The sequence below is a fragment of the Actinoplanes sp. NPDC026619 genome, from assembly GCF_040638295.1.
In the GTDB taxonomy this organism is placed as follows: domain Bacteria; phylum Actinomycetota; class Actinomycetes; order Mycobacteriales; family Micromonosporaceae; genus Actinoplanes.
Genome location: NZ_JBEZYA010000015.1, coordinates 49,775 through 74,758, shown reverse-complemented (window position 1 = coordinate 74,758; position 24,984 = coordinate 49,775). Strand labels below are relative to the sequence as shown.

General features: G+C 69.5%; 30 protein-coding genes. 24 read left to right on the top strand and 6 right to left on the bottom strand.

Annotation, left to right across the window (positions count from 1 at the left end; genetic code table 11):
• Nucleotides 1-34 precede the first annotated feature (34 nt).
• The 14 genes from AB0E90_RS29535 to AB0E90_RS29470 all read left to right on the top strand — a co-directional run bounded on the left by AB0E90_RS29535 (nucleotide 35) and on the right by AB0E90_RS29470 (nucleotide 12,552).
• Nucleotides 35-601, top strand: a complete 567-nt coding sequence (locus tag AB0E90_RS29535) for an HhH-GPD-type base excision DNA repair protein (protein ID WP_360412808.1) — start codon at nucleotides 35-37, stop codon at nucleotides 599-601.
• A 222-nt stretch (nucleotides 602-823) separates the two neighbouring features.
• The gene (locus AB0E90_RS29530) at nucleotides 824-2,764 is read left to right on the top strand and encodes a methyl-accepting chemotaxis protein (protein WP_360412805.1); all 1,941 of its coding nucleotides are present in this window, start codon (nucleotides 824-826) and stop codon (nucleotides 2,762-2,764) included.
• Nucleotides 2,765-2,773: 9 nt separating this feature from the next.
• Nucleotides 2,774-4,327, top strand: coding sequence for a chemotaxis protein CheW (locus AB0E90_RS29525; protein WP_360412802.1), 1,554 nt, complete (start codon nucleotides 2,774-2,776; stop codon nucleotides 4,325-4,327).
• Between the two features lie 3 nt (nucleotides 4,328-4,330).
• On the top strand, nucleotides 4,331-5,368 hold the full coding sequence (gene cheB / locus AB0E90_RS29520; protein ID WP_360412799.1) for a chemotaxis-specific protein-glutamate methyltransferase CheB: 1,038 nt from the start codon (nucleotides 4,331-4,333) through the stop codon (nucleotides 5,366-5,368).
• A gap of 25 nt (nucleotides 5,369-5,393) precedes the next feature.
• Nucleotides 5,394-5,990: a HEAT repeat domain-containing protein gene (locus AB0E90_RS29515; protein ID WP_360412796.1), complete on the top strand. Its 597-nt coding sequence runs from the start codon at nucleotides 5,394-5,396 to the stop codon at nucleotides 5,988-5,990.
• Nucleotides 5,987-6,856 (top strand): protein-glutamate O-methyltransferase CheR, encoded by an 870-nt coding sequence (locus tag AB0E90_RS29510; protein WP_360412793.1) that lies wholly within the window; start codon nucleotides 5,987-5,989, stop codon nucleotides 6,854-6,856. The genes AB0E90_RS29515 and AB0E90_RS29510 overlap by 4 nt, the downstream gene beginning before the upstream one ends.
• Complete coding sequence (locus tag AB0E90_RS29505; protein WP_360412790.1) at nucleotides 6,856-7,248, top strand: response regulator; 393 nt, start codon at nucleotides 6,856-6,858, stop codon at nucleotides 7,246-7,248. Before AB0E90_RS29510 ends, AB0E90_RS29505 begins: the two co-directional genes overlap by 1 nt.
• Complete coding sequence (locus AB0E90_RS29500; RefSeq protein WP_360412787.1) at nucleotides 7,245-9,602, top strand: chemotaxis protein CheA; 2,358 nt, start codon at nucleotides 7,245-7,247, stop codon at nucleotides 9,600-9,602. Before AB0E90_RS29505 ends, AB0E90_RS29500 begins: the two co-directional genes overlap by 4 nt.
• On the top strand, nucleotides 9,583-9,858 hold the full coding sequence (locus tag AB0E90_RS29495) for a hypothetical protein (protein WP_360412784.1): 276 nt from the start codon (nucleotides 9,583-9,585) through the stop codon (nucleotides 9,856-9,858). Before AB0E90_RS29500 ends, AB0E90_RS29495 begins: the two co-directional genes overlap by 20 nt.
• Entirely contained in the window at nucleotides 9,855-10,226 is a 372-nt protein-coding gene (locus AB0E90_RS29490; protein WP_360412781.1) for a response regulator, read from the top strand. The genes AB0E90_RS29495 and AB0E90_RS29490 overlap by 4 nt, the downstream gene beginning before the upstream one ends.
• 29 nt (nucleotides 10,227-10,255) lie before the next feature.
• A complete protein-coding gene (locus tag AB0E90_RS29485) occupies nucleotides 10,256-11,302 on the top strand; it encodes a methyl-accepting chemotaxis protein (protein ID WP_360412778.1) in 1,047 nt (348 codons plus the stop codon).
• A gap of 12 nt (nucleotides 11,303-11,314) precedes the next feature.
• Nucleotides 11,315-11,587: a hypothetical protein gene (locus AB0E90_RS29480; RefSeq protein WP_360412775.1), complete on the top strand. Its 273-nt coding sequence runs from the start codon at nucleotides 11,315-11,317 to the stop codon at nucleotides 11,585-11,587.
• Entirely contained in the window at nucleotides 11,584-12,108 is a 525-nt protein-coding gene (locus tag AB0E90_RS29475) for a GAF domain-containing protein (protein ID WP_360412772.1), read from the top strand. Before AB0E90_RS29480 ends, AB0E90_RS29475 begins: the two co-directional genes overlap by 4 nt.
• Nucleotides 12,109-12,165: 57 nt before the next feature.
• Nucleotides 12,166-12,552: a DUF3099 domain-containing protein gene (locus tag AB0E90_RS29470; RefSeq protein WP_360413364.1), complete on the top strand. Its 387-nt coding sequence runs from the start codon at nucleotides 12,166-12,168 to the stop codon at nucleotides 12,550-12,552.
• Here the strand turns inward: AB0E90_RS29470 and AB0E90_RS29465 are convergent.
• Nucleotides 12,549-13,421, bottom strand: a complete 873-nt coding sequence (locus tag AB0E90_RS29465; RefSeq protein ID WP_360412769.1) for a PfkB family carbohydrate kinase — start codon at nucleotides 13,419-13,421, stop codon at nucleotides 12,549-12,551. The genes AB0E90_RS29470 and AB0E90_RS29465 overlap by 4 nt on opposite strands.
• Nucleotides 13,418-14,359, bottom strand: a complete 942-nt coding sequence (locus tag AB0E90_RS29460; RefSeq protein ID WP_360412766.1) for a pseudouridine-5'-phosphate glycosidase — start codon at nucleotides 14,357-14,359, stop codon at nucleotides 13,418-13,420. The genes AB0E90_RS29465 and AB0E90_RS29460 overlap by 4 nt, the downstream gene beginning before the upstream one ends.
• A 138-nt stretch (nucleotides 14,360-14,497) precedes the next feature.
• Here AB0E90_RS29460 and AB0E90_RS29455 point away from each other — a divergent pair, with 138 nt between their 5' ends.
• The 5 genes from AB0E90_RS29455 to AB0E90_RS29435 all read left to right on the top strand — a co-directional run bounded on the left by AB0E90_RS29455 (nucleotide 14,498) and on the right by AB0E90_RS29435 (nucleotide 17,902).
• A complete protein-coding gene (locus AB0E90_RS29455; protein ID WP_360412763.1) occupies nucleotides 14,498-14,716 on the top strand; it encodes a DUF3039 domain-containing protein in 219 nt (72 codons plus the stop codon).
• Complete coding sequence (locus AB0E90_RS29450) at nucleotides 14,683-15,318, top strand: trimeric intracellular cation channel family protein (protein WP_360412760.1); 636 nt, start codon at nucleotides 14,683-14,685, stop codon at nucleotides 15,316-15,318. The genes AB0E90_RS29455 and AB0E90_RS29450 overlap by 34 nt, the downstream gene beginning before the upstream one ends.
• 69 nt (nucleotides 15,319-15,387) lie before the next feature.
• Entirely contained in the window at nucleotides 15,388-17,112 is a 1,725-nt protein-coding gene (locus tag AB0E90_RS29445) for a DEAD/DEAH box helicase (RefSeq protein ID WP_360412757.1), read from the top strand.
• 56 nt (nucleotides 17,113-17,168) lie between these two features.
• A complete protein-coding gene (locus AB0E90_RS29440; RefSeq protein ID WP_360412754.1) occupies nucleotides 17,169-17,660 on the top strand; it encodes a hypothetical protein in 492 nt (163 codons plus the stop codon).
• Complete coding sequence (locus AB0E90_RS29435) at nucleotides 17,660-17,902, top strand: helix-turn-helix transcriptional regulator (protein ID WP_360412751.1); 243 nt, start codon at nucleotides 17,660-17,662, stop codon at nucleotides 17,900-17,902. Before AB0E90_RS29440 ends, AB0E90_RS29435 begins: the two co-directional genes overlap by 1 nt.
• A gap of 52 nt (nucleotides 17,903-17,954) precedes the next feature.
• On the opposite strand, the gene AB0E90_RS29430 is transcribed toward AB0E90_RS29435, so the two are convergent.
• Both AB0E90_RS29430 and AB0E90_RS29425 read right to left on the bottom strand, forming a co-directional pair.
• Complete coding sequence (locus AB0E90_RS29430; protein WP_127506672.1) at nucleotides 17,955-18,194, bottom strand: hypothetical protein; 240 nt, start codon at nucleotides 18,192-18,194, stop codon at nucleotides 17,955-17,957.
• Between the two features lie 244 nt (nucleotides 18,195-18,438).
• Nucleotides 18,439-19,968 (bottom strand): RNA polymerase sigma factor, encoded by a 1,530-nt coding sequence (locus AB0E90_RS29425; protein WP_360412748.1) that lies wholly within the window; start codon nucleotides 19,966-19,968, stop codon nucleotides 18,439-18,441.
• Between the two features lie 254 nt (nucleotides 19,969-20,222).
• Between AB0E90_RS29425 and AB0E90_RS29420 the strand changes: the two genes are divergently transcribed.
• The gene (locus tag AB0E90_RS29420; RefSeq protein WP_360412745.1) at nucleotides 20,223-21,044 is read left to right on the top strand and encodes an inositol monophosphatase family protein; all 822 of its coding nucleotides are present in this window, start codon (nucleotides 20,223-20,225) and stop codon (nucleotides 21,042-21,044) included.
• Nucleotides 21,045-21,061: 17 nt separating this feature from the next.
• Here the strand turns inward: AB0E90_RS29420 and AB0E90_RS29415 are convergent, their stop codons facing one another.
• Nucleotides 21,062-21,613, bottom strand: coding sequence for a LytR C-terminal domain-containing protein (locus AB0E90_RS29415; protein ID WP_360412742.1), 552 nt, complete (start codon nucleotides 21,611-21,613; stop codon nucleotides 21,062-21,064).
• 327 nt (nucleotides 21,614-21,940) lie between these two features.
• On the opposite strand from AB0E90_RS29415, the gene AB0E90_RS29410 reads away from it, so the two are divergent.
• Both AB0E90_RS29410 and AB0E90_RS29405 read left to right on the top strand, forming a co-directional pair.
• Entirely contained in the window at nucleotides 21,941-22,237 is a 297-nt protein-coding gene (locus tag AB0E90_RS29410) for a DUF4193 domain-containing protein (RefSeq protein WP_360412739.1), read from the top strand.
• 138 nt (nucleotides 22,238-22,375) lie between these two features.
• A complete protein-coding gene (locus AB0E90_RS29405) occupies nucleotides 22,376-23,170 on the top strand; it encodes a hypothetical protein (protein ID WP_360412736.1) in 795 nt (264 codons plus the stop codon).
• On the opposite strand, the gene AB0E90_RS29400 is transcribed toward AB0E90_RS29405, so the two are convergent.
• Nucleotides 23,157-23,642, bottom strand: coding sequence for a DUF3093 domain-containing protein (locus AB0E90_RS29400; protein ID WP_360412733.1), 486 nt, complete (start codon nucleotides 23,640-23,642; stop codon nucleotides 23,157-23,159). The two genes, AB0E90_RS29405 and AB0E90_RS29400, sit on opposite strands and share 14 nt — an antisense overlap.
• A gap of 93 nt (nucleotides 23,643-23,735) precedes the next feature.
• On the opposite strand from AB0E90_RS29400, the gene dut reads away from it, so the two are divergent.
• Nucleotides 23,736-24,209 carry a dUTP diphosphatase gene (dut, locus tag AB0E90_RS29395; protein WP_360412730.1) on the top strand — a complete coding sequence of 158 codons (474 nt, stop codon included), beginning with the start codon at nucleotides 23,736-23,738 and terminating at the stop codon, nucleotides 24,207-24,209.
• Between the two features lie 17 nt (nucleotides 24,210-24,226).
• Complete coding sequence (locus tag AB0E90_RS29390) at nucleotides 24,227-24,910, top strand: DUF3710 domain-containing protein (RefSeq protein ID WP_360412727.1); 684 nt, start codon at nucleotides 24,227-24,229, stop codon at nucleotides 24,908-24,910.
• Nucleotides 24,911-24,984: the final 74 nt, after the last annotated feature.

Genomic DNA, 24,984 nt, shown 5'->3' with positions numbered 1-24,984 from the left:
ACCAGGGCGGACGGGTTAGCGGCAAGATAGGGCCATGACGCTCAGCCTGCCGATCGACGACGAGGCCAACAAGCTTCTCTCTGCTGACCCCCTCGCGCTGCTTGTTGGCATGGTGCTCGACCAGCAGATCCCGCTCGAGAAAGCGTTCACGTCGCCCTGGGTGCTCGCGCAGCGGCTCGGGCACGCGCCTACGGCTGTCGAGTTGGCCGAGTTCGATCCGGAAGGGCTGGTGGCGATCTTCGCTACGCCGCCGGCGCTGCATCGGTTCCCCAAGGCAATGGCGGGCCGGGTGCAGGAGGTGTGCCGGGCGCTCGTCGAGGATTACGACGGCGAGGCGGCCAACCTCTGGACGGGTGTGGCGGACGGCAAGGAGCTTCTGAAGCGGGTGGCCTCGCTGCCGGGGTTCGGCAAGCAGAAGTCGCTGATCTTCGTGGCTCTGCTCGGCAAGCAGTATGGGGTGCAGCCGGCGGGGTGGCGGGAGGCCGCGGGCGGATACGGCGAGGTCGGCTCGTTCAAGTCGGTGGCCGACATCGTCGACCCGGAGTCGCTCGGCAAGGTGCGCGCCTACAAAAGAGAGATGAAGGCGGCGGCCAAGGGCTGATTCAAGGTGGTCCATTTCGCGTCGCCAGCGCGTACATCGATGCCAGGATTTGCAAGGTAGGCGGGGAAGCTCAGCGACACCGCGAAGCTGGCGAGGCGTACGGCGAGGGCTGGCGCCAAATGTGACGGCTGGGCCATGGATGGCGGTGCGTCCCCGAGGATTCCGGTGAATCTGGCGCGCATGACACCGCCGGGCACCGCCGACAAAGGGGAGACCACTCCCATGCCCTTGACCACGAGCACCTCGAACGGGCGCGCCGACCATGTCCGGTCGGTTCGGCCCAACCCGACTCCGGTTTCCACCCGGCCACCGCGCGGGGGAGACACTGAGGCCAACCGGCGGCAGGCCCGGTCCGTCGCCAAGCAGCAGCAGGCCGCCGAGCGGATCGCGTCGGCCACCGCTGAGATCTCCGCACAGAACGCCGAGGCGGCCGAGTCGTCCCGGCAGCTCACCGAGGCGATGCAGCAGATCTCGGCCGGCGCCGAGGAGGCGTCCGGCGCCACCCAGGAGAGCCTGGCCGCGATGAACCAGGTGGAGGAGCGGGTCGGCGGCCAGGAGCAGACCACGCGCCAGGTCGCCGAGCTCAGCCAGGCCCTGCAGAGCCTGCTCAACGAGACCCGCGCCGGCATCAGCGGCCTGCTCGCCAACGTCGAGGGGGCATCGAACCGGCAGACCGAATCCGTCGTCACCATCATCGAACTGGAGAAGCAGGCCGACGAGATCGGGGAGATCGTCAAGACGGTCGCCCATATCGCCGACCAGACGAATCTGCTGGCCCTGAATGCGGCGATCGAGGCAGCCCGGGCCCGGCAGCACGGCAAAGGTTTTGCCGTGGTCGCCGACGAGGTCCGCACGCTGGCCGAGACAAGTGAGCGCAGCGCCCGGCAGATCCGTGACCTGATCGACGAGGTGCGGTCCAGCGTTACGGAAATCGCCTCGGGTGTGCAGTCGTCCGCCGAGATCGCGCGGGCCGAGGTGGAGAAGGGCAAGACGATCACCGGTCAGCTGGAGACGATCCGGGCCGATATGGGTTCGATCATGGCGGGCGCTACCGAGATGGCCGGCGCCGCCCAGCAGTCGATGAAGTCGACCGCGACCGCGAAGACCCGGTCGGAGGAGATCGCGGCGGCGGCCGAGCAGCAGTCGGCGGCCTGTGAGGAGTCGTTGCAGACGGTCAACCAGCAGACCCAGGCGTTGCGGCAGAGCGAGCAGGCGGCCGAGGCGTTGTCGGAGATTTCCGAGACTCTGCGCAGCAGTACCGACATCGCGAAGAGCGCCGAGGACGTGGCCAGCGCGGCCGAGGAACTGTCCGCGGCGGTCGAGGAGATCAACCGGGCGGCGGGGCAGATCAACACGGCGATCAATGAGATCAACGCGGGGGCGCGGACGGCCGCGGAGAAGGGTCAGGAGACCGCCGAACTGGTTTCCAAGATCGAGCAGGGCGCCCAACTGTCGGAGAATCGTGGCGGCGCGGCGGTCGAGCGGGCCGACCAGATTCTGTCGATGCTGGTCACCAACAAGGACGCGGTCGGCTCGATGATCGAGGCGATCGACCGGGCGGCCCGGGAGGGCATCGACAACGTTCGCAAGGTCAGCGAACTGGAGCAGATCTCTCGTCGGATCGACAAGATCGTGGACGCGATCGCGAACGTGTCGATCCAGACGAACATGCTGGCCGTGAACGGCTCGGTCGAGTCGGCCCGGGCCGGCGAGTTCGGCAAGGGCTTCGCGGTGGTGTCGACCGACATCCGCAACCTGGCCCGCGATTCGGCCGAGAACGCCGACCGGATCAAGGACCTGGTCAAGTCGGTGCAGGACCGGATCGTGCAGGTGCGCAGCGACCTCGAGGAGACCAGCCGCCTGGCACTCTCCGAGGTGGAAGCGGCCAAGGTGACCACTGCCCGGCTCGAGGAGATCGAGCGGGACACGCAGCAGGTCCGGTCGGGTAACAACGAGGTGCGCGAGTCGGCCCAGCAGATCTCCTCGGTGCTGGGTGAGGTGAAGACCGGCCTCGAGCAGATCGCCACCTCCGCCAACCAGGCCGAGCAACTGGCCGGCCAGGCATCGAGCGCGGCCCGTGAGCAGGCGCAGGGTGCGGAGGATCTCGCCGCCGCCGTGGAGGAGATCGCGGCGCTTGCCGACGAGCTCCAGAACGCCGCCTAGGGGGATGCGATGAGCATCGACGACGATTCGGCGATCGAGGACGGCAACGCCGACTACGTCACCTTCGACATGGCGGGGGAGCGGTACGCGTTCCCGATGATCCGGGTCCAGGAGATCATCCGGATGCCCGCTGTGGTGAAGGTCCCGCTCGGCCCGCCGTCTCTGGAGGGTCTGGCCAACCTACGCGGCCGGGTTCTGCCGGTGGTCAGTCTGCGTAGCTGCTGCGACATGCCGGGCGCCGCCCACGACGAGACCACCCGGGTGATCGTGGTGGACGGCGGGGTGCCGCTCGGTTTCGTGGTGGACCGGGTGGCCAGCGTGATCAGCATCGACCCGGCCGCGATGGAGTCCGCCGATTCGGTGCAGTCCACGGTCAACTCGGACGTGCTGATCGGCGTAATCAAGTCGGACGGTGGTGCGATGACCAGCGTGCTGGACGTGGACCGCCTGGTGGGCAGCCAGTTCGACGCGCTGGCGGCCCGGGTCGGGAGCGGGGACACCGGCGCGACGAGCCGGATGGTGCCGCCGGAGCAACGCGACGAGGACGCGGAGAGCGACGACACGCTCGAGCTGGTCAGTTTCGCCGTCGAGGGGCAGGAATATGCGCTGCCGATCGACCAGGTGCAGGAGATCGTGCAGGCGCCGGAGTCGGTCAGTCATGTGCCGAACGCGGGCAGCCGCGTCCTCGGCGTGATCGACCTGCGCGGCCGTCTCCTGCCGGTGGTGAGCATGCGCCGGGTGTTCGGCCTGCCGGTCACCGACCTGGAACCGCAGAACCGCATCGTCGTGGTTTCCCTGCGGGACAAGAGTGTGGTCGGGGTCGTCATGGATACCGTCCGCGAGGTGCTGCGTGTCCCGCATCAGTTGGTTGCGCCGCTGCCGTCGTTCGTGGCCGGCGACGGTCGCAAGAGTGAGGTCGAGTCGGTGTGCCGGCTGGAGGACGGAAAGCGCCTCGTGTCGGTGCTGAGTGTGAACCGGATGTTCGACTCGCCGGAGGTACGCAACGAGATCGCCGAGCATCAGAGCCGGGAGGAGACCGCGGAGATGGCCGAGGATCAACGGGCCGCCGACGATGGCCGGGGCGACGAGGAACTCTTCGTCGTGTTCCGGCTGGACGAGGAGGAGTACGCCGTCGACGTCGACGCCGTACAGGAAATCATCCGGGTGCCGGAAGCCCTGATCCGGGTGCCCAGGTCCTATGAGTTCGTCGAGGGCCTGGTCAACCTGCGCGGGACGGTGCTGCCGGTGGTCGATCTGCGTACCCGGCTGGGTCTGGAGCACGCCGAGCGGGATGAGCGTCAGCGCATCGTGGTTCTGATCATCGGCGGGGTCCGTACCGGCTTCATCGTTGACTCGGTGGCCGAGGTGGCCCGGGTCGGCCGTCAGGTGCTGGAACCGGCGCCGGAATTGTCGGCCGAGCAGGCCCGGCTGGTCTCGCGGGTGGCGAACCTGCCGGAGCAGAAGCGCATGTTGCTGCTGGTGCAGGTGGACCAGTTGCTGGCCGCCGAGCAAGCTCAGGCGCTGGAAGAGGTCCTTGCCGAGGAAGCCCTCGCGGCGGTCTGAAGAGTGGCTAACTCCGTCCTGGTCGTCGACGACTCGGCGCTGATGCGCCGGGCGATCAAGGGGATCCTGGCCGAGACCGGCGAGTTCGAGGTGCACACTGCCCGCAACGGGGTGGACGCGCTCGATCAGTTGGGCCGGGTCCATGCCGACGTGATCACGCTGGACGTGAACATGCCGGAGATGGACGGCCTCTCCTGCCTCGCGCAGATCATGGAGCAGCACCCCACCCCGGTGGTCATGGTGTCGTCGCTGACCGAACGGAACGCGCTGGTCACGCTCGAGGCCCTGGAGCTGGGTGCGGTCGACTTCGTGCCGAAGCCGGGCGGAACGGTCTCGCTGAACATCGACGAGGTGGCCGGCGAGCTGATCACCAAGGTCCGTGCGGCCTGTTCCGCGCGGCTGGGGCGCCGGGCGGTCAGGCGTACGCCGGAGGCGCCGCCACCGATTCACGACACCGTGCCGTCCGGTGCGGTGGATCTTCTCCTGATCGGTTCCTCGACCGGCGGCCCGCAGTTGCTCGCCGACCTGTTGCCGCAGTTGCCGGCCGGCCTCGGCGCGCCGGTCGTGGTCGCCCAGCACATCCCGGCGTCGTTCACCGCCCCGCTGGCCCGCCGGCTCGACGGCCTTTGCTCGCTACGGGTCCACGAGGTCGATCGGATCGAGACGGTCCAGCGAGGAAACATCTACTTGGGCCGGGGCGGCGCCGACGTGGTGGTGGCCCGGCGCACCGACAGTCTGATCGTGAAAAGCGTGCCGTCGAGCGCGGCTTACCGGTGGCACCCGAGTGTGGACCGGCTGGTCGCGACGGCACGCCGGCACTGCGAACCGGCCCGGCTGGTCTGTGTGCTGCTGACCGGGATGGGTGACGACGGCGCCGCGGAGATTGCCGAGGTGCACGCGGCCGGCGGCCGGACCATCGCCGAGGCCGAGGAGACCGCTGTGGTCTGGGGGATGCCGGGCGAGCTGGCCCGGCGGGGCGGAGCGAGCGCGGTGCTCCCGTCGTACGCGATCGCCGACCGGTTGGCCGACTGGGTCCGCTGAGCGAGCACAAGGAGAGGGAGAAGTCGTGGGACTCGTCCGCCGCAAGGCAGAGCCGGAGCAGGAACCGCAGGCCGTCTCGCCCGACGACCTGATGCGGCAGCTCGACGACCCGGACCCGGAGGTGCGGCGGGTAGCGGCGCTCAGCCTGGACGGGGTGGCCAAGGCGGTGGAGAGCCTGCTCGACCGGGTCGCGGCGGAGCGGGAATCGGCGGTGCGAGACGCGATGCTCACCACCCTCGCCGCACACGACTCCGACCAGGTCGCCGCGGGGCTGGCAGTGCATCTGGCCAGTGATGACGCCGAGCTGCGCACGGCCGCGGCGGAGGCTCTGGCGACCATGCCGGCCTCGGTCCCGGCGATCATTCCGCGGCTTCTCGAGGACCCCGACCACGACGTACGGGTGATGACCGCGATGGTGCTCGCCGACCTGTCGCATCCGGAGTCGCTCACTTGGCTCACCGTGATGATCAAAGACGACCCGCATCCCAACGTGGTGACGTCCGCCATCGACGCGCTGCTGCCGTCCCTCGGCCCCGAGCACACCGAGCTGCTGGAACGCGCGGTGCGGCGCTTTCCGGACGATCCGTTTCTGCGCTTCACCGTCGAGGCGGCGCTGCGATGACCTCGGCCGCCACCGGCACCGCTCTCACCGGCGCCGATTTTGAGAAATTCCGCGAGTACTTCTACAAACGCACCGGGATCCACTTCGCCGAGTCGAAGCGGTACTTCGTCGACAAGCGCATCGATCACTGTGTGCGGGCCGGCGGCTTCGACACGTTCGCGGCCTGGTTCGCGACGCTGCGTCTGGGCGATCAGCCGGCCCTGTTGCAGGAACTGATCAACCAGCTGACCGTCAACGAGACGTATTTCCTGCGCGAGGATTATCAGTTCGACGCCCTGCTCAACGCCATCCTGCCCCAGGTGCTGACGGCGCGTGGCGGGCCGGGCCGGATCGTCGGGCCGGTGAAGATCCTCTCGTTGCCCTGCTCGACCGGCGAGGAGCCCTACTCGATCGCCCTTCGCCTGCTGGAGGAGTGGCCGCACATCGACACCGTGGACGTGGAGATCCACGGTGCCGACATCGACAGCGAGGTGCTGGCCCGGGCCGGGCACGCCAGCTACGGCGACCGGTCGCTGCAGCGGGTGCCGAAACCGTGGGTGGCCAAGTACTTCAACTCGGTCGGTGCCGGGCGTTACCAGCTGGACGAGGGCATCCGCGGCGCGGTCAGCCTGCACCAGATCAACATTTGCGACACCGCCGCCATGCGGGCCTTCCGCGACTTCGACGTGGTGTTCTGCCGCAACGTGCTCATCTACTTCGACGAACTGTCCAGCCGGCGGGCGGCCGAGAACCTGTACGGCGCAATGCGCCCTGGCGGGTACCTCTTCCTCGGGCACTCCGAGTCGATGAGCCGGATTTCCCCGATCTTCACCCCGACCCGCCTGCCGGAGGGCATCGTCTATCAGCGACCGACCGGAGCGAAGTGATGACCGAGACTCTGCCGTTGGTGCTCGTCGTGGACGACGCGGCCACGGTCCGGATGTACCACAGCACCCTGCTGGGCGACGCCGGCTTCGGTGTGCGGGAGGCGGCCAACGGCCTCGAGGCGGTCGAGGCCGCCCTCACCACCTCCTTCGACTTGTTCGTGGTGGACGTGAACATGCCGAAGATGAACGGCTACACCTGCGTGGAGACGCTGCGCTCGGAAACGGTCGGTACGGCCGCGCCGATCGTCATGATCAGCACCGAGGACCGGCCCGGCGACGCCGACCGGGCGTACGCCGCCGGCGCCAACCTCTATCTGGTCAAACCGGTGGCACCGGATCGCCTGGTGCGGATCGCCCGGCTGCTCACGGCCGGACGGAGGGTAGTCGCATGAACCCGTTGCTCGCTCAGTTCCTGGCCGAGGCCGCCGACCTGCTCACCCAGGTCGACGAGGGTCTGTTGCAACTGGAGCGCACGCCCGGCGACCCGGAGCTGGTCAACGAGGTATTCCGCGCCGCGCACACGTTCAAGGGCTCGTCCGGTCTGTTCGACTTCCCGGAGCTGACCAGGCTCACCCACGCGGCGGAAGACCTGCTCGACGCGATTCGCAGCGGGGTGTTGCCGCTGGATTCGGGGATGACCGACGACCTGCTGGCGGCGTTCGATCTGATCCGGGGCTGGCTCGCACACGTCACCAGTAACGAGTGCCTGCCGGGTACCGCCGGCGCCGACGCGGCCATTCTGATCACCCGGTTGCGGGCTCCGATCGGTGGGGAGGCCGTCAAGGCGGCGGCGGTGACGGGCGCGGCGCCGGTGCGGCGGGATCTGGCACCCGCCTGGCTGGCCTACTTCGACGAGGAGTGGCTCGCGGACACCGCCGGCTGGCTGCGGACCACCTCGGCGCAAATGCGATTCATCAGGTACGTCCCGGATTCGGGGTGCTTCTTCCGTGCTGAGGACCCGCTGCATCTGATCCGGCAGCTGCCGGCGCTGGAACGGCTCGGCGTGATCGAGCCGACGGAGTGGCCGGAAGCCGCGGACTACGACGAGTACTCCTGCCTGGTCGCCTTTGTGTTCGCGGCCCGTGCCGCGGTCGGCGAGATCGACTACCTGTTCCGCTACGTCAGCGACCAGGTGGAGGTCGTCGACCTCGACGGCGACACCATCCAGCGCTTCCTGTCGGGTGAGATCCAGCTCGATGCGATGGATCAGGCCGAGGCTGCTGAGGACGGCGGGCCCAGCATCGCCGCGACCAGGTCGCCGTCCGACCCCGACCTGGTCGCCGATGCGAGGGCGATTCTCACCGCCGCCCTCCGGGCCCTTGCGATCAACCCGACCGGATCGGTTCACCTGGTCTCGATCGCCAACGCGATCACGGCCGCCGCGAACGCCCTCGGCGATCCTGTCGAGATCCGCGAGCCCGAAGTGGTCACCCTCACCGCGACCGTCACGCGATTGCTCGGTGACACCCCACCGCCCGAGGAAGCGGTGACCATCGCTCCGATCGAACCGATCCCGATCGACCGGGGCCGTGCCGACGACCCCGGCGGCCAGGTCGGCAGCCGCACCCTCAAGGTCGACCAGGAGAAGGTCGATCATCTGATGGAGCTGGTCGGTGAGCTCAACGTGGCCAAGAACGGCCTTACCTTCCTCGCTCAGGCGGCCGAGGAGGAATTCGGCACCCGGGCCCTTTCCCGCCGGATCAAGGACCAGTACTCCGGCATGCACCGCATCGCCGAGGAGCTGCAGGCCGCGGTCATGGACATCCGGATGCTGCCGCTGTCGGTGGCGTTCTCGCGCTTCCCGCGCCTGGTCCGTGACCTGAGCCGGCGGCTCGGTAAGACCATCGAACTGGTCCTGGAGGGCGAGGACACGATGGCCGACAAGGACGTCATCGAGGCGCTCGCCGACCCCTTGGTGCACCTGGTGCGCAACAGCCTGGATCACGGCGTGGAGACGCCCGACGAACGGCGAGCGGCCGGTAAGCCGGGCACGGCCCGGATCACCCTGGCCGCGGTCGCCGACGGCGACGCGGTGATTGTGGAGATCTCCGACGACGGGCGCGGCATCGACGCGGCCCGGGTGCGGCGCAAGGCGTACGAGAAGGGTCTCATCTCCGAGGAGGAGCTCGAGACCCTCAGCGACGCGGACGCGGTCGACCTGGTTTTCCGTCCGGGGTTCTCGACCGCCGAGCAGATCTCCGACCTTTCCGGGCGGGGCGTCGGGATGGACGCCGTCCGGGCCAGCGTGGAAAAGCTCGGCGGTGCCGTCACCATGCGCTCCGAGCTGGGCACCGGTACGTCGACCCGGCTGCGCCTGCCGCTGTCGATGGCGGTGACCCAGGTGATGGTGGTCAGCGTGGCCGGGCAGCGTTTCGGCATCCCGGTCGACCTGGTGGTGGAAACCGTCCGGGTGCCGGCCGCCGAGATGAGCCGCGTGCTGCATCAGGAGGTGGTGGTGCTGCGCGGCGAGGTGGTCCCGGTGGTCGACCTGGCCCGCGCTCTGGACATGCCGTGGCAGCCGGACAGCGCGGCCGACCGGGCGGTCCTCATCGCGAGTGTCTCCGGGCATCGGGTGGGGTTGCTGGTGGAGCAGTTCCACCGGGAGGTCGACGTGATCCTCAAGCCGATGGAGGGCCTGCTCGCGTACGCCGACGAGTTCTCCGGCACCGCGCTCCTTGGCGATGGCCTGGTGCTGCTGGTGCTGAACATGAAGGAGGTGCTGGGTCTTGCCGCTCGAGTTGGGTGACAACACCGCGACGCTGACCGGGGTCGTGACCGTCGACGAGGTGGAGGAGCTGGCCTCCTGGCTGCGGGCGACCGCGAAGCCCCGGGTCAACCTGCGAAAGTGCAACCATCTGCATACCGGCGCACTCCAAGCAATGCTGCGTTTCCGACCGAAGGTAAGTGCGGCACCGACCGACGCCTTTCTGGCCGGGCAGGTGCTGCCGTTGCTCGTGGGGAGCAGCGGCATGCCGACCCGACAAGGAAGCGAACCTCCATGACCACCGTGATGCTCGTCGACGACTCCGCCACCATGCTCATGAGCCTGAAGTCCATCCTGACCAAGGCCGGTTACTCCGTGGAGACCGCGGAGCACGGCAAGGAGGCGCTCGACAAACTCGGTAAGGGCGTCAAGCCCAACCTGATCATCAGCGACGTGAACATGCCGCAGATGGACGGGATCACGTTCGTCCGGGAGGCCCGCAAGGCGCCCGGTATGCGTTTCACCCCGATGCTCATGCTGACCACCGAGTCGGAGCAGACCAAGCGCACCGAGGCCAAGACCGCGGGCGCCACCGGCTGGCTGGTCAAGCCGGTCGCTCCGGACCAGCTCCTCGGGGTGATCAAGCAGGTTCTCCCCGGTGCCTGATGGTGCCCCAGCCGCCTGGAGGTAACGCCATGCCCGGTCTGCTCCGCCGGTCCGGCTCGTTCGCTGCGGAAGCGGATGAGCCGCCGGTGCGCGGGGCCGTGGTGGCCGATGCGCTGCGCCCGGTACCGGAATTCTGTGACGTCATCGACGCGCACATCAACGACGTGATCGAGCAGACCGGCGAGGCCGCCGAGGCGATCGTCCGGAAGATGCTGACGATCGACTCGATGGCGGAGGTGATGTCCGGCGACGTGTCTCAGCTGGCCGGCACGCTGGGCCACGTCGAGACCGAGTTGACCAGGGTGGCCGGTGCCAACGATCAGTTGGTGGATCGGCTGGTCCGGTACTTCATGTACCGCGACGAGCAGATCCACCGGCTGGTCGACGAGATGCGTGGGCTCAAGCAGCACGTGAAGGAGATCGAGGAGGTCAGCCGGGCCACCAACATCCTGGCTCTGAACGCGATGATCGAGGCGGTCAGGGCGGGTGACAAGGGCGAGGGCTTCGCGGTGGTCGCCGACGAGGTACGCAAGCTGGCCGACCGATCCCGCCAGGCGGCCAACGGCATCGGCAGCAGCATCGCCGACCTGACCAGCCGCCTGGACCACGTGCTCTCCGACGACAGCGACTTCGACCGGGACAACGCGGTCGCCGAGACGGCGGCGGATACGGCGATGACCCGGCGGCTGGCCGCCATCGCCGGCGCCCAGCGGGAGATGTCGGAGATGGTGTCGACGATCCTGCACAATGCGTTGCAGGCGGCGAGTCAGGTCGAGGCCAGTTCGTCCGCGCTGACGAGCGAGACCACCGGCGCGGTGGGGCACGTGCAGTTCCAGGACATCAGCCGGCAGATGCTCGAACACGTGCTGGCCGCTCTCGCTGATGTCCGCCGGCAGTCGGACGATCTGGTGGCTTACTCCGAAGGAGCCCTCCCGGCGGAGATCCTGCGGGAGAGGATGATCCAAGTCGACGAACTGCGGGCCCGCCATGTCATGGGCCGCCAACGGTCGACGCACGCGGCTAGCACGGGTGAGCAGGCGGATAGCGACAGCGCGCCGATGATCGAGCTGTTCTAGAACGGGGAAAACATGACGGCGAGCAATGCGTACGGACAGGATTGCCCCACCGAGCAGGAGGCGCTGGAGGCGCTGGCCGAGCTGGTCGACCGCCGGATGGCCGAGGGCATCTGGGACCTCTCCGCCCGCGAGCTCGGCCTTCGCCGCCCGCTGTCCGACCCGGCCGACCTGCGCCGGGTCGCCGAACACATGATGACCGTCGGTGACCTGCTGCGGGTTGCCGGCCGGTCCACCAAGGTGCGGGTCATCACCTACGAGGCGCTGAGCCGGACGGTGACTTCATGACGGCTCTGCTGAGCGCTTATCACCCCGCGATCCGGACCGTGGACCGGCTCGTCGACCTGGCCCGGCTCGGTCTCGACCGGGAAGCCGAGCGGCCCTTTCTGCGCGACCTGGTGGATCGCGTCGCTAATTGTCTGGACACCCCGTTCGCGATGATCGACGTGCTCCTCAACGACGCCCAGGTGTTCCTGGCCGGCCACGGCCCGGTGCCGGAGTGGATCCAGGAGTCCGGCGGCACGCCGCTGGAGTGGGCGTTCTGCCAGCCGCTGGTCACCGAGCGGGTGCCACGCTGCGTCGCGGACCTCACCGTCGATCCGCTGTTCCACGACAACCCGCTGGTCACCATCGCGGGCGTTCGGGCGTACGCGGGCGCGCCGCTGGTGTCGCTGTCGGGGCATGTGCTCGGCGGGATCTGCGGGCTGGACGTCAAGCCGCGCGTGTTCAGCCGGGCCGAGCTTGTCTTCCTCCAGGCGACCGCCGCGGAGGTGGTCGAGCGCCTGGAGGAAAGGGCCGACCGACCCTGATTTGCACATGAGCGTGTGAACGGTGCAAGTATGAGGGGTCGATCGGAGAACCCCACCGTGAAGAAACAGCCGGTCCTGATCACCGACGCCGCCCGCAGCCAGGGCGACCAGTACCGCAGCCGGCAGGTCCGCTACGTGACGATGATGAGCGTGCGGGCCGGTTGTCTGATCCTGGGAGCCGTCCTGGTCAGCGTCCGCCCGCCGTGGCTGGGGCTCTGGCTCATCCTCTGCGCGGCCGGCATGGTCTTCCTGCCCTGGTTCGCCGTCCTCATCGCGAACGACCGCCCGGCGCGGACCAAGGACGAGCGCGCCGCCGCGGCCTTCGAACGCGAGCAGGAACAGCAGGCCGCGTTGGTGCAACACCCGGTCGAAGAGGTGGAATACCTGACGATCGACGGCGAGCACTGGACCGCCGCCGAGCCCGAGCGGGACCGCAAGCTTTAGGGGCGGGCGCCGATCTGGCTCACCGCTTCGGCGCCCAGTGCGGCGCCGGCCGCGAGCGCCGCCTCCGGCGTGCCGCCGGAACACCAGGAAGCGATCAGTCCGGCGGCGAAGGCATCGCCCGCCCCGGTGGGATCCTTCATCGGTACGCGCTCCGACCGCCCCCGCCGGACCGGGCCGTCCCCGGCCCACCAGGCGCCGGCCGCACCCTGTTTGACCACGACGTGGCGCACGCCCGCGGTCAGCCGGGCCGCCTGCTCGGCCGGTTCACCGGGCCCGGCGAGCACCTCCGCCTCGTCCGCGTTGCACAGGAGCAGGTCGGTACCCCGTACCCAAGCCAGGAAAGCCGAGGCGCCCACCGACCGCAACGGCGCCGCCGAGGCCGCGTCGACGCTCGTCGTGATGCCTCGTTCCGAGGCCGCCGTCAGGGCGGCGAGGCCGGCCGCCCGGGACCCCTCATGCAATAGCGGATAGCCGGAAAGGTGCAGGTGCCGGGCCTGCGACGCCTCGATCGCATCGACCACGGCGGCCGGATCGAGCAGCAGTGACGCGCCTCGGTCGGTGATCATCGTGCGTTCCTCCGGCCCGGCCAGCACCACCACGCTGCCGGTCGGCGCGCCGGCATGCGCCCGCACCGCACAGCGCACCCCGGCCGCGACCAGCTCGGCCACCCGGTCCCGGCCGGCCGGATCGTCCCCGACCGCCGCCACCAGAGTCACCGCCTGGCCGGCCCGGGCCAGCCAGGCCGCGGTGTTCGCGGCCTGGCCGCCACCGCGCACCGTGATCGAGGCATTCGTGTCCGACCCGATCTGGATCGGACCCGAGTGCTCCACCAGCACGTCGGTGACCAGGTCGCCGACGACGACGATCACGCGCTGAAGCCCACCGGGGCCGGCGCCGGGGAGTGCGCCGCCGCGATCTGCGCGGCGAGGGCCGCGTTACGCAGGATGATCCGCACGTTGACCGCGAGGCTCTGCCCCTCGGTGCTGGAGTGGAAGTGCGACAGCAGGAACGGGGTGACCGCCTTGCCGGTGACATGGTTCTCGGCCAAAAGATCAAGACCTTCGGCCAGCGTACGGTCGTGCAGCGCCGGGTCGAGCTGCTCGTCGATCGGCAGCGGGTTGGCCAGGATCATCGCGCCCGCTCCGGCGCCCTGGTCGGTGCGCGCCCGCATGACGTCGGCGACCTGCTCCGGGGAGTCCAGCTCCCAGTCGATGTCGAAGCCGCCGTCGGTGATGAAGAAGCCCGGGAAGCGCTTGGTGCGGTAACCGGCGACCGCCACCCCCAGCGTCTCGAGGCGCTCCAGGGTGGCGCCCACGTCGAGGATCGACTTCACCCCGGCGCAGACCACCACGATCGGCGTGCGGCCGAGCGTGACCAGGTCGGCCGACTCGTCGAAGCTGACGCTCGCCTCCCGATGCACCCCGCCCAGGCCGCCGGTGGCAAACACGCCGATCTCGGCGGCCGCGGCCACCGCGCTGGTGGCGGCGACCGTGGTGGCGCCGTCGGCCCGCTTGGCGGCGGCCACCGCCAGGTCGCGCACGCTGAGCTTGGCGACCCCCTCGGCGAGCGCCAGGTGCTCGATCTGGCTGTCGTCGAGGCCGACGATCAGGTCGCCGCCGATCATGCCGATCGTGGCGGGCACGGCGCCGTTGTCCCGGACGGTCTGCTCGATCTCCCGCGCCACCCGCAGATTGTCCGGGTGGGGGAGACCGTGGGAGATGATCGTGCTCTCCAGCGCGACCACCGGCCGGCCGTCCCGGCGGGCACGGGTCACGTGCTCGCCGTATCGAATCGCAAAGTCAGTCACCATAGCTACGGTACGGTGCCGATCACTCCCGCCGACGTTGGACCGCTTCGGCGTGAGGTGTCAGACTTGCTGGTTGAAGCTTGCATACCGTCCGCCGCGCTCGGGGCTCCGGCGGGTTCATTCTGAAGGGCTGATGTCGTGACCACGCAGATCCTGGAACGGCCGGAGACCAAGGAAGCCGACACCGGACCGGAGATGTTCCACTACGTCCGCAAGGAGAAGATCGCCGAGAGTGCCGTCATGGGCACCTTCGTGATCGCGCTGTGCGGGGAGAAGTTCCCGGTGACCCGGACGCCGAAGAAGGGCGCCCCGGTCTGCCCGCAGTGCAAGGAGATCTACGAGGCGATGAAGCACTGAGCTTCCTACTCGTCGCCGACCTCATCGGCGTCGCGGTCTTCGCCGCCTCGGGCGCGTCGGCCGCGATCGTCAAGCGGCTCGACCTGTTCGGTGTCGGGTTCGTCGGCTTCGTGGCCGCGCTGGGCGGCGGCATCCTGCGTGATCTGGTGATCGGCGCGGTGCCGCCGCTGGCGTTCGCCGACTGGCGCTACGCCCTGGCCGCGGTCCTCGCGTCGATCGCCGTCTTCTGGCTGCACCCCCAGCTCACCCGGCTGCGCCGGACCGTTCTGGTCCTCGACGCGGCCGGGCTCGGCCTGTTCACCGTGACCGGCACGCTCAAGGCGCTGGACGTCGGCGTGCCGCCGGTCGGGGCGTGCCTGATCGGCATGCTCACCGCGATCGGCGGCGGCCTGGCCCGCGATCTGCTGACCGGCGAGATCCCGGCGGTCCTGCAGCGTGACATCTACGCGATCGTCGCTCTCGGCGGAGCGATTCTTGTCACCATCCTCCGGGAGATCGGCCTCTCCGGGCCGGCCCCGATGGCCCTTGCCGCCGTGCTCATGACCGGTCTGCGGCTGCTGGCGCTGCGCCGGAGGTGGTCCGCGCCGATCGCGGTGCCCTGACCGCACTGTGTCTATGCTGGGTGCCGCCTCCGTCCGCGGAGGTGATTTTGTTAGGGGGATTTGTCCGGCGTGAGCCCGCCTTTACCGAACCTCGAAACCTTCCCGCCGTTGCGTGCCTGGCAGCGGAAGGCCCTGGTCACCTACCTTCGCCGCAGCGGTCCGGACTTCATGGCCGTCGCGACGCCGGGCGCCGGCAAGACCACGTTCGCCCTGCGTATCGCGGCCGAGCTGCTCGCCCACGGCACCGTCGAGGCGGTCACCGTGGTCTGCCCGACCGAGCACCTCAAGTCGCAGTGGGCGAACGCCGCGGCCCGGGTCGGCATCCAGCTCGACCCGATGTTCCGCAACTCCGACGTGCACTCGTCCCGCGACTTCCACGGGGCCGTCCTCACCTACGCCCAGGTCGGCATGGCCCCGCAGGTGCACCGCCGGCGCACGATGACCCGCTCGACGTTCGTCATCCTCGACGAGATCCACCACGCCGGTGACTCGCGCACCTGGGGCGACGGGGTCAAGTCCGCGTTCGAGGAGGCCGACCGGCGGCTGATGCTCACCGGCACGCCGTTCCGTTCGGACGACAACCCGATCCCGTTCGTCAGCTACGAGCGGGGCGACGACGGCCTGCAGCGGTCCCGGGCGGACTCGATCTACGGCTACTCCGAGGCGCTGCGCGACGGCGTGGTGCGGCCGGTGCTCTTCATGGCGTACTCGGGGGAGACCCGGTGGCGCACCAACGCGGGCGACGAGCTGGCCGCCCGCCTCGGCGAGCCGATGACCAAGGACCTGGTCGCCCAGGCCTGGCGCACCGCCCTGGACCACCGCGGCGACTGGATGCCGCAGGTGATGCGGGCCGCCGACGCCCGGCTGAGCAGGCTCCGCGCGCACGGCATCACCGACGCCGGCGGCCTGGTCATCGCGAGCGACCAGCAGACCGCCCGGGCGTACGCGAAACTCCTGCACGACATCAGCGGCGAGCCGGCGGTGGTGGTGCTCTCCGACGACGAGGGCGCCTCCGGCCGGATCGCCTCGTTCGCCGCCTCCGAGCAGCGCTGGATGGTCGCGGTCCGGATGGTCTCCGAGGGCGTCGACATCCCGCGCCTGGCTGTCGGCGTCTACGCCACCAGCGCCTCCACCCCGCTCTACTTCGCGCAGGCGATCGGCCGTTTCGTGCGGTCGCGGCGGCCGGGCGAGACCGCGACGGTGTTCCTGCCGAGCGTGCCGCACCTGCTCGGCCTGGCCAGCGAGATGGAGGCGCAACGCGACCACGTGCTCGGCGCGCCCAAGCAGAAGGATGGCCTCGACGACGACCTCCTCGACCGCGCGCAGCGGGAGGAGGACGCCTCCGGCGAGCTGGAGAAGCAGTTCGAGGCGCTGGGTGCCAGCGCCGAGCTGGACCAGGTCATCTACGACGGCACCTCGTTCGGCACCGGAGCCGGCAGCGGCACCGTCGAGGAGGAGGCCTACCTCGGTCTACCCGGTCTGCTGACGCCGGACGAGGTGACCATGCTGCTCAACCGCCGCCAGACGGAGCAGCTGGCCGCGCAGAAGCGGCAGAAAGCCGCTGAGCCGGTCCCGGAGCCCCGAAAACCGGAAGTCGTGGTGCTGTCGGCGGGGGAGCGCCGAAACAGCCTGCGGCGGCAGCTGAACACCCTCGTGGCCGCCCACCACCACCGCACCAACCTGCCGCACGGCAAAATCCACGCGGAGCTGCGCCGGCTCTGCGGCGGCCCGCCCAGCGCCCAGGCCACGATCGAGCAGCTCGAGGAACGGATCGCGACGATCCAGACGCTCTGAATCCCGTCATGTTAAGTCCTCTTGACGTTAAGAACTCTTGACGTCACGATGGACGCATGACGACGAACCTGTTCGATCGCGTGGTGCAATGGCATCTGGACTTCGACGGCGACCTCTACGGCGACGAGCGGGAGCGCCTCCGGTGGTACGAGGGGATCGCGACCGCAAGCTCGCTGCAGTCGATGCTCATCCCGTGGGCGGCGGCGATCATGGTGTGGCCGCTCGGCAAGCCCGCGGTGCTGCCGCTCGCCGTCGTCCTGGTGCTCCAGTGGGTGACAATGCTGGTCGGCACGGTCTACGTGACTCGTCGCAAGGTCGACACGACCCCGCGCAGCTGGACCGCCAAGCGCCTGACCGTGACCGTGCTGATGGCCGGGCCCTTCTTGGTCTTCATGGTCGGCGCGCTCTACGTCTTCGACCCGGCTGGCGACACGTGGCGCGGGGCGGCGGTCGGCGGCGTGCTCGGCGGGGCGCTCTCCATCGTGGCCATGGTGCTGAAGATCCGGCGGCGGGATCGGCTCGAGGTGCTCGCCGTGGACGAGGACTGATGGCGCCGGCATCCGGGCCGGTCCGGGCGGCTGAGGCCGACGGCGCGGCGGGCACCCGGATCCGGGCCGCCCGCAAGGAGGCAACCCTCACCCAGCAGGGCCTGGCCGCCGCCGTGGCGGTGAGCCGGCAGACCATCATCGCGATGGAGACCGGCGATTACGCGCCCTCGGTCTATCTCGCGATCAAAATCGCCAGAGCGCTCGACGTGAGCGTCGAGAGTCTCTGGGGGACAGAACAATAAACAGGGGCGCCCCACACCTGGGCGCCCCTGCCTTACGTCTGTCTTCGGGGATCTAGTTGGAGTTAGACATCATGTCCGCGCCGCGCCACGTGAACTCCGGATCCGCCGCGTACTGCACTGCGATCTTCACCAGGTCTTCGGCGTACCGGTTGGCGTGGTGTCCGCAGAACACCAGCTCACTTCCACCAGCCAGGGTCAAACGGAGCTTTCCGGCTGCATTGCAGCGGTCGCACCGTTCATCGGCTGCTGTGCCGGCCACACTTCCCGCCGGCGGCGTGAGGGTCGGGGTCATCGCCTTCCTCCTCTGTTCGTCACCGATGAACATGTTCCTCGGCTACTGCTCACACATCGTGCAACACCCTGCACCGTTGCAGCCTTCCCACGGGGCCTCAGGGGGACCGAGGTCACACGTGTTCCGACTAGTGTGCCGTGATCCAAGGGTGCCACGTCAACGATCACTTCTGCACAACGGTCTGATCACCACCCGACGATGTACGAGTGGTGACCAAACAGACACGTTGTGTTGACTGAACGACCTAGTCCAGGTAATCCCGGAGGACCTGCGACCGGGACGGGTGTCGCAATTTCGACATCGTCTTCGACTCGATCTGCCGGATGCGCTCACGGGTGACCCCGTAGACCTGGCCGATCTCGTCCAGCGTGCGCGGCTGGCCGTCGGTCAGGCCGAAGCGGAGCCGGACCACGCCGGCCTCGCGCTCGGAGAGCGTCTGCAGCACCTGCTGCAACTGGTCCTGCAGGAGCGAGAAGGAGACCGCGTCGACCGCGACGACCGCCTCGGAGTCCTCGATGAAGTCACCGAGCTGGCTGTCGCCCTCGTCGCCGATCGTCTGGTCGAGCGAGATCGGCTCGCGAGCGTACTGCTGGATCTCCAGAACCTTCTCCGGAGTGATGTCCATTTCCTTGGCCAGCTCTTCGGGCGTGGGCTCGCGGCCCAGGTCCTGGAGCAGCTCACGCTGTATGCGGCCGAGCTTGTTGATCACTTCCACCATGTGCACCGGGATGCGGATGGTGCGGGCCTGGTCGGCCATGGCGCGGGTGATCGCCTGCCGGATCCACCAGGTGGCGTACGTCGAGAACTTGTAGCCCTTGGTGTAGTCGAACTTCTCGACCGCGCGGATCAGGCCCAGGTTGCCCTCCTGGATCAGGTCCAGGAACGCCATGCCACGACCCGTGTACCGCTTCGCCAGCGAGACCACCAGTCGGAGGTTGGCCTCGAGCAGGTGGTTCTTGGCGCGCTCGCCGTCCCGGACGATCCAGCGCAGGTCGCGCTCCATCGTCCGTTCGAGCTTCTCCTCGCCCTCCTCGCAAGCGCGAAGGCGCTCGGCGGCGTAGAGCCCGGCCTCGATGCGCTTGGCCAGCTCGACCTCCTGCTCCGCGTTGAGCAGCGGAACCTTGCCGATCTGCTTGAGGTAGGCGCGAACCGAGTCGGCCGAGGCGGTCAGCTCGGCGTCACGCCGGGCCTGCTTGAGCGCCTCCGACTCCTCGTCGTCCCACTCGAAGTCGCCGTCGGTGGCAGAACTCGCCGCGTCGGCGGCGGCAGCCGCCACCACCGCGGGCGGTTCCTCGACGACGACGTCCTCGATCTCGGCCGCGAGTTCCTCGGGATCGATCTCGCCGTCCGCGGGGCCTTCCTCGCCGGGCTTGCCCGGCACCGCCTTCTTGGCGGGACCGGCGGCGGCCGCCTTCTTGGCCGGCCCCGGCTTGGCACCGGCGGCCGCGGGTGCGCCCGCGGGGGACTGCTTGGGCGGCGCCGCCTTCTTGGCCGGCGCGGCCTTGGCGGTGGTGGCCTTGGAGGCGGGTGTTGCGGCGCGAGCCGCGGCGACCTTGGGCCGGCGAGTGCTCGCCGAACCGTCGACGACCACGGTGATTCCGGCGTCGACGAGACCACGAAGAATCTTCTTGGCCTGGGTCGGGTTTACCTCGGCCGACTCGAGCGTGCGAGCGACCTCCGCCGACGTGAGCTGCCCGCCCGCGCCCTGTGCATGGGCGATCAGGGCCTCGGTGAGAGAACGAACGTCGGCACCGTTCTGGTGGGCTTCTGTCACGAAAGACCTTCCGGAGGCGATGAGTTGCACGGCCATGAGCCCAGCGCAGCGCACGGCGAAGAGGCTGGCCGGATGTTGGTGTGGGGACCCCCGGGACGCGAACGATCGGGCATCTGACGCCCGCGAAGCGGTGGGTAGGCGTGAATTGTAGCGCCGTCCGGCGAGATCCTCCCGCCGCAGCACGCCGCAAGGGGGTCGCCGACCTCGCCGGAGACGTGTGGCGAGAGGATGTTAGCCGAGGAAAGGGCGGACAAGTGAGTGAGATTCGGACAACATCGACGGCCGACGAGTTGCTCGAGATCGCGCTCCCGATCGCTCGGGAGGCGGCCGCGACAGCCCACCGCATGCGTGCCGAGGCGATCACCGACGTCGAAACCAAGAGCACGCTCACCGATGTCGTGACCGCGGCGGACAAGGCGGTCGAACGTCAAGTGATCAAGGCGTTGCGTTCGGCGCGCCCGGGTGACGGCGTGCTCGGCGAGGAGTATGGCGATTCGGCCGCTCCGGAGCCCGGCGCGGTGCGCTGGATCCTCGATCCCATCGACGGAACGGTGAACTACCTCTACGGCCTTCCGCAGTACGCGGTCTCGCTGGCCGCCGAGGCGGACGGCGTGGTCGTGGCGGGCGTGGTGATCAACGCGGCGACCGGCGACGAGTGGACCGCCACGCTCGGCGGCGGCGCCTGGCGCGAGGGCCGGCGGCTGAGCTGCTCCGAGCGCACCGAGCTGTCCCAGTCACTGGTGGGCACCGGGTTCGGCTACGACGCCAAGCGACGCGCCCACCAGGGCGCCGTGCTGGCTCAGTTGATCACCCAGGTGCGTGACATCCGCCGGTTCGGCGCCGCGGCGCTCGATCTGTGTGCGGTCGGCGAGGGCCTGCTCGACGCGTACTTCGAGAAGGGTCTCAATCCGTGGGATCATGCGGCCGGTGGCCTCGTCGCGACGGAAGCCGGCGCGACCGTCGCGGGCCTGGCCGGCGCCCCGCCCGGCCTCGACATGGTGGTGTCCGCCCCGCCGGCGCTCTTCGGCCCGCTGCACGACATCCTGGTGGAGCTGGACGCCTCCGGTGGCGCCTAGGCCGTGTTTCAAAAAGCCTAGGAGTTCTCGTCCTTCTTCTTGACCGCCGGCTTGATGCAGGAGCCCGGCGGCAGGGTCGGCTCGCCCACCTCGACCAGCGACTGGTTGACCTCGGTGGTGGTGGCGAGCTGCCGGAACTGGCTGCCGATCACGATGTCGATCAGCGTGCCCTTGCGCTTGGCGTTGTACTCCATCTTCGACTGGGCCAGGAAGTACGCCCGGAGCAGCTGAGCGCGGCCGACGCTGTCCGGACCGAACCGGATGAGTGCCACACCCTTGAACTTCGTCTTGCTCTCCGCCGGCTTCTGTACGGTGAAGCGCCGGTTCTTGAACTCGTTCGTGACACTGTCGGCCAGCCCGGCGGTGTTCGTGCCGTTGTACACCTTGACGGTGACCTCGGCCGGATCATCCGGCAGAGTCACGTCAGCGAGCGCGGAGCCGGCCGGGCAGTCCTCGCCGCTTGCCGCGCCACCCTGGGAGTCGCGAACCAAGGCGGTGATCACGAAGACGATTGCGGCCACGGCGAGCACGCCGACGACGACGAGCGCTCGGACGCGGGCAAAGCTCATGGGACTGGCTCCAGATCAGGTGGCGGGCTTGTCGAGAGGTTAGCGTCTGTGCGCCAGGCATGCGGAAACAGGGAATCGTTCCGGCGCGCCGACGATGATCCAGAGCGTTGTGCCCCTACCTTGATGTCGCCTCGGTCACATCGGGAACAATGGGCCGCCTGTACGCGTACAAGCATGCCGCTACGGCGGTATGGTTCCGCGCTCGCCGGGGGAGTTTCGTCAGGTCAGCACAAGTGTCAGAAATCGTCCGGCGGAAGCGGGAACCGAAACCTCGTCACAGGCGTTACTAACGCCAAGTGACTCATCGATACAGGAGAGTGAAAACCGATGGCCACCGACTACGACGCCCCGCGTCGCGATGAGGTCGACCTCGGCGAGGACAGCCTCGAGGAGCTCAAGGCCCGTCGCGCCGATTCGCAGTCGGGCTCAGTGGACGTCGACGAGGTTGAGGTGGCGGAAAGCTTCGAGCTGCCCGGCGCCGACCTGGCCGACGAGGAACTGACCGTCAAGGTGCTGCCTATGCAGTCCGACGAGTTCCGCTGCGCCCGATGCTTCCTGGTGCACCACCGCAGCCAGCTGGCTGCGGAACGCAACGGGGATCTGATCTGCCGCGAGTGTGCCTGACCGGGCGCTCGCGCGCAGATGCGCCACCACCCGGCCGCACGTGCGGTCGGGCGTGCCGGCGTTCCCTGAGTTTGGGAAGGGGACACCACCGGGCATCAGGCATCGGAATCTGATGCCCCGCACGACGGGAGGACGACAATGAGCCACCCGGACCATCTCGAGGCGGAAAACGGCGACGAGACACCCGAGCAGACCGCCGCCGACGTCGAGCTGAGCCGCACGGTCGCCGCACTGACGGCCGACGATCTGGAACCGGCCGGCCGTCGTAAGCTGCTCGGCCGGCTGGTCGGCGACATCCGCCGGCGCGGGCTCGGCCAGCTGTTCCGCCCACGTGCCGCGCTGCGCTGGATGGCGGACGTGGTCGCCGACGTGGCGCCGCACGTCCCGATCCGGGACAAGGCGACGCTGCACCGGCATTTTCCCGGCCTGGACGACGACGAGCTGGCCGAGCGCCTGATCCGCAACGCCGCCCGCTCCACTACCGGGGTCGGCGCGGTCGGCGGCAGCGTGGCCGCGGTCGAGTGGATCGCTCCGCCCACCCTGCTGTCCGCACCCATCCTGCTGGCCGCCGAGACGGTCGCGGTGGTGGCGATCGAGCTCAAGCTGGTGGGCGAGCTGCACGAGGTCTACGGGCGGCCGGTCACCGGCAGCCAGGGCCAGCGCGCCCTCGCCCTGATCCAGGCGTGGTCCGAGCAGCGCGGCATCAACCCGCTGCTGCCCGGCGTGGGCGTCGCCACGGTGCTGGGCACGGCCGCACGCCGTGACCTGCAGAAGACGCTGCTACGCCGGTTCGGCCGCAGCCTGAGCACGATGGGTCCGCTGCTGACCGGCGCCGCGGTGGCCGGTTACCTCAACCGGCGGGCCACCCGGAGCCTGGCCGAGCATGTGCGCAGGGACCTGAAGCGCTCCCGCCCCAAGGTCATCGAGGGTTAGCCGCGTCCAGCAGCGCGGTGGCCAGCTCCACCGGTCGCCGCGTGCTGATCACCCAGAACGGCGTCGGGTCGGCCGGGTCGTCGAGCACGATCTGCACCGCCGGGCCGATCCACGGCCGCTGGATGATGAAGGCGAGCGGGTGCGAGCCCACCCCGAGCGCCTCGCGCTTGCCCGCCGCGTCCAGCGCCACCACGCCGGAGATGGCCGACAGCGGCAACCGGGCGTCGTCGATCAGGAACTCGTCGGCGGTCACCGTGACCCGCATCCGGCCCGCCCAGAGCAGCACCGCGGCGGTCAGCGGCAACAGGACGGCGAACGGCAGCCAGGCCGGCATGTCGTCGACGCTCAGCAACACCTCGAAGCCCACGATCAGATCGACCGCCAGCGCGGCCGGCCACGCCCACACGGATGTCCGCAGCCACTCGGTGTAGATGGCCGGTGCCGTCGTGCGTGCGGGAGACTCCGGTGTCACCCTTGGAAGGGTACGGCGCGCCTCCGTGGCCGGGCACGGCAGGATGGCAGGGTTGGTTCCCGCCCCGCCGACGCATCAGTGAGGAAGTTCGCCTTGCCAGACGTAGTCATCCCGATCCGCCGCCTCGACCCGGACCTGCCACTCCCGGCGTACTCGCACCCCGGGGACGCGGGCGCCGACCTGGTCGCGGCCGAGGATGCCGAGCTGGTCCCGGGCGGCCGGGTCGCGGTGCGCACCGGCATCGCGGTGGCCATCCCGGACGGCTATGTCGGGCTGGTTCACCCGCGCTCCGGGCTCGCCGCTCGCCTGGGCGTGACCGTCCTGAACGCTCCCGGTACGGTCGACGCCGGCTACCGCGGCGAAATTCTGGTCATCCTGGTCAACCACGACCGGGCGAAGACCGTCAAGATCTCTCGCGGCGACCGCATCGCCCAGCTGGTGGTCCAGCGGGTGGAGCGAGCCGAGTTCCAGGTGGTCGACGAGCTCGACGACACCGCGCGCGGTGCCGGCGGGACCGGCTCGACCGGCGGGCACCACGCGCTGCCGCCGCGGCAGACGCAAGACTGAAACGGAAGGTGGCAGTGATGTTCTCCCGTAAGCGCGGCGGCCCGAAACACGTGCGAGCGACGGACGCTCCGCCGTCGGAGGCCCTCGAGCGCAGCCTCGCGGCCGACGACGAGCCCGCGGCGCCTGAGCACGGCCCGTGGGACGCCAAGCATGCCCCCGAGGGCGTGCAGCGTCTCGACCTCGGCAGCCTGCAGATCCCCGCGATCGAGGGGGTCGAGGTCCGGGTGCAGGCCAACCCCGAAGGTGGCGTCGAGCAGGTCGTGCTGGTCGACGGCGAGAGCGCGCTCCAGCTCGGCGTCTTCGCCGCCCCCCGCTCCGAGGGCATCTGGGGCGAGGTGCGCGCCGAGATCGCCGAGGCGATGACCTCCGACGGCGTGGACGCGCGCGAGGTCCAGGGGACGTACGGCATCGAGCTGATCGCGCGGGTCAACACCCCCGACGGCCCGGCCGACGTGCGGTTCGTCGGCATCGACGGCCCGCGCTGGATGGTGCGGGCGCTCTACCAGGGCGCGGCCGCGGCCGACCCGGGCCGGGAGGGCGCGCTCGGCGAGGTGCTCTCCGGTCTCGTGGTGATCCGCGACAACGAGGCCCGCCCGGTGCGGGAGGCGCTGCCGCTGCAACTGCCCAAGGAGATGACCGAGCAGGCGCAGGCGCAGGCGGAAGCCGAGGCGGAGCAGCAGCCCGGAACCAACGGCCGGTGACAGAGGTCACCACGGGCACTTCCGGCGTACCGTGGGGGGACGGCACCTGCGCACACTGTGCCGTCCATCCCGGC